Source organism: Pseudomonas sp. RL_105y_Pfl2_101 (genome assembly GCF_963970585.1).
GTDB lineage: Bacteria > Pseudomonadota > Gammaproteobacteria > Pseudomonadales > Pseudomonadaceae > Aquipseudomonas.
On sequence record NZ_CAXAPG010000082.1, the window covers coordinates 1 to 3582 of the forward strand.

The 3582-nt window shown below is 51.5% G+C and carries 2 tRNA genes and 2 rRNA genes; all 4 read left to right on the forward strand.

The features are described from left to right. Positions 1-62 (forward strand): 16S ribosomal RNA (locus AACY31_RS28260); the annotation flags it as partial. 162 nt (positions 63-224) lie between these two features. Further along, positions 225-301, forward strand: a tRNA-Ile gene (locus AACY31_RS28265). Between the two features lie 30 nt (positions 302-331). Next, positions 332-407, forward strand: a tRNA-Ala gene (locus tag AACY31_RS28270). 245 nt (positions 408-652) lie between these two features. Continuing rightward, positions 653-3544, forward strand: a 23S ribosomal RNA gene (locus AACY31_RS28275). Positions 3545-3582: the final 38 nt, after the last annotated feature.

Sequence of the window (3582 nt, forward strand, 5' to 3'; positions counted from 1 at the left end):
TGACTGGGGTGAAGTCGTAACAAGGTAGCCGTAGGGGAACCTGCGGCTGGATCACCTCCTTAATCGACGACCGCAGCTGCTTCATGAGCTCCCACACGAATTGCTTGATTCATTGAAGAAGACGATATAGAAGCAGCCAAAAGGGTTGTGGCTTGGTTGGTTAGAGCGCACCCCATGCTCTGTGGTAAGGAGCAGGGTGAGGTCGGCCTTAGTAGCTCGAAATTGGGTCTGTAGCTCAGTTGGTTAGAGCGCACCCCTGATAAGGGTGAGGTCGGCAGTTCGAATCTGCCCAGACCCACCAATTTTGTGTGGGAAACGCCTGTAGAAATACGGGGCCATAGCTCAGCTGGGAGAGCGCCTGCCTTGCACGCAGGAGGTCAGCGGTTCGATCCCGCTTGGCTCCACCACTACTGCTTCGATTGTATAAAGCTTAGAAATGAGCATTCCATCGGTTTGATGGTGAATGTTGATTTCTAGTCTTTGACTAGTTCGTTCTTTAAAAATTTGGGTATGTGATAGAAAGATAGACTGAACGTTACTTTCACTGGTAACGGATCAGGCTAAGGTAAAATTTGTGAGTTGCTTTTTGAGCAAGATCGAATTTTCGGCGAATGTCGTCTTCACAGTATAACCAGATTGCTTGGGGTTATATGGTCAAGTGAAGAAGCGCATACGGTGGATGCCTTGGCAGTCAGAGGCGATGAAAGACGTGGTAGCCTGCGAAAAGCTTCGGGGAGTCGGCAAACAGACTTTGATCCGGAGATGTCTGAATGGGGGAACCCAGCCATCATAAGATGGTTATCTTGTACTGAATACATAGGTGCAAGAGGCGAACCAGGGGAACTGAAACATCTAAGTACCCTGAGGAAAAGAAATCAACCGAGATTCCCTTAGTAGTGGCGAGCGAACGGGGACTAGCCCTTAAGTGGCTTTGAGATTAGCGGAACGCTCTGGAAAGTGCGGCCATAGTGGGTGATAGCCCTGTACGCGAAAATCTCTTAGTCATGAAATCGAGTAGGACGGAGCACGAGAAACTTTGTCTGAATATGGGGGGACCATCCTCCAAGGCTAAATACTACTGACTGACCGATAGTGAACTAGTACCGTGAGGGAAAGGCGAAAAGAACCCCGGAGAGGGGAGTGAAATAGATCCTGAAACCGTATGCGTACAAGCAGTGGGAGCCCACTTTGTTGGGTGACTGCGTACCTTTTGTATAATGGGTCAGCGACTTATTTTCAGTGGCGAGCTTAACCGAATAGGGGAGGCGTAGCGAAAGCGAGTCTTAATAGGGCGTCTAGTCGCTGGGAATAGACCCGAAACCGGGCGATCTATCCATGGGCAGGTTGAAGGTTAGGTAACACTGACTGGAGGACCGAACCGACTACCGTTGAAAAGTTAGCGGATGACCTGTGGATCGGAGTGAAAGGCTAATCAAGCTCGGAGATAGCTGGTTCTCCTCGAAAGCTATTTAGGTAGCGCCTCATGTATCACTGTAGGGGGTAGAGCACTGTTTCGGCTAGGGGGTCATCCCGACTTACCAAACCGATGCAAACTCCGAATACCTACAAGTGCCGAGCATGGGAGACACACGGCGGGTGCTAACGTCCGTCGTGAAAAGGGAAACAACCCAGACCGTCAGCTAAGGTCCCAAAGTTATGGTTAAGTGGGAAACGATGTGGGAAGGCTTAGACAGCTAGGAGGTTGGCTTAGAAGCAGCCACCCTTTAAAGAAAGCGTAATAGCTCACTAGTCGAGTCGGCCTGCGCGGAAGATGTAACGGGGCTCAAACCATACACCGAAGCTACGGGTATCACTTAGGTGATGCGGTAGAGGAGCGTTCTGTAAGCCTGTGAAGGTGAGTTGAGAAGCTTGCTGGAGGTATCAGAAGTGCGAATGCTGACATGAGTAACGACAATGGGTGTGAAAAACACCCACGCCGAAAGACCAAGGTTTCCTGCGCAACGTTAATCGACGCAGGGTTAGTCGGTCCCTAAGGCGAGGCTGAAAAGCGTAGTCGATGGAAAACAGGTTAATATTCCTGTACTTCTGGTTATTGCGATGGAGGGACGGAGAAGGCTAGGCCAGCTTGGCGTTGGTTGTCCAAGTTTAAGGTGGTAGGCTGAAATCTTAGGTAAATCCGGGATTTCAAGGCCGAGAGCTGATGACGAGTTACCCTTTGGGTGACGAAGTGGTTGATGCCATGCTTCCAAGAAAAGCTTCTAAGCTTCAGGTAACCAGGAACCGTACCCCAAACCGACACAGGTGGTTGGGTAGAGAATACCAAGGCGCTTGAGAGAACTCGGGTGAAGGAACTAGGCAAAATGGCACCGTAACTTCGGGAGAAGGTGCGCCGGTGAGGGTGAAGCACTTGCTGCGTAAGCCCACGCCGGTCGAAGATACCAGGCCGCTGCGACTGTTTATTAAAAACACAGCACTCTGCAAACACGAAAGTGGACGTATAGGGTGTGACGCCTGCCCGGTGCCGGAAGGTTAATTGATGGGGTTAGCTAACGCGAAGCTCTTGATCGAAGCCCCGGTAAACGGCGGCCGTAACTATAACGGTCCTAAGGTAGCGAAATTCCTTGTCGGGTAAGTTCCGACCTGCACGAATGGCGTAACGATGGCGGCGCTGTCTCCACCCGAGACTCAGTGAAATTGAAATCGCTGTGAAGATGCAGTGTATCCGCGGCTAGACGGAAAGACCCCGTGAACCTTTACTATAGCTTTGCACTGGACTTTGAATTTGCTTGTGTAGGATAGGTGGGAGGCTTTGAAGCGTGGACGCCAGTTCGCGTGGAGCCATCCTTGAAATACCACCCTGGCAACTTTGAGGTTCTAACTCAGGTCCGTTATCCGGATCGAGGACAGTGTATGGTGGGTAGTTTGACTGGGGCGGTCTCCTCCTAAAGAGTAACGGAGGAGTACGAAGGTGCGCTCAGACCGGTCGGAAATCGGTCGTAGAGTATAAAGGCAAAAGCGCGCTTGACTGCGAGACAGACACGTCGAGCAGGTACGAAAGTAGGTCTTAGTGATCCGGTGGTTCTGTATGGAAGGGCCATCGCTCAACGGATAAAAGGTACTCCGGGGATAACAGGCTGATACCGCCCAAGAGTTCATATCGACGGCGGTGTTTGGCACCTCGATGTCGGCTCATCACATCCTGGGGCTGAAGCCGGTCCCAAGGGTATGGCTGTTCGCCATTTAAAGTGGTACGCGAGCTGGGTTTAGAACGTCGTGAGACAGTTCGGTCCCTATCTGCCGTGGACGTTTGAGATTTGAGAGGGGCTGCTCCTAGTACGAGAGGACCGGAGTGGACGAACCTCTGGTGTTCCGGTTGTCACGCCAGTGGCATTGCCGGGTAGCTATGTTCGGAAAAGATAACCGCTGAAAGCATCTAAGCGGGAAACTTGCCTCAAGATGAGATCTCACTGGGACCTTGAGTCCCCTGAAGGGCCGTCGAAGACTACGACGTTGATAGGCAGGGTGTGTAAGCGCTGTGAGGCGTTGAGCTAACCTGTACTAATTGCCCGTGAGGCTTGACCATATAACACCCAAGCAATTTGTATGCTCCAAGCCTAAAGG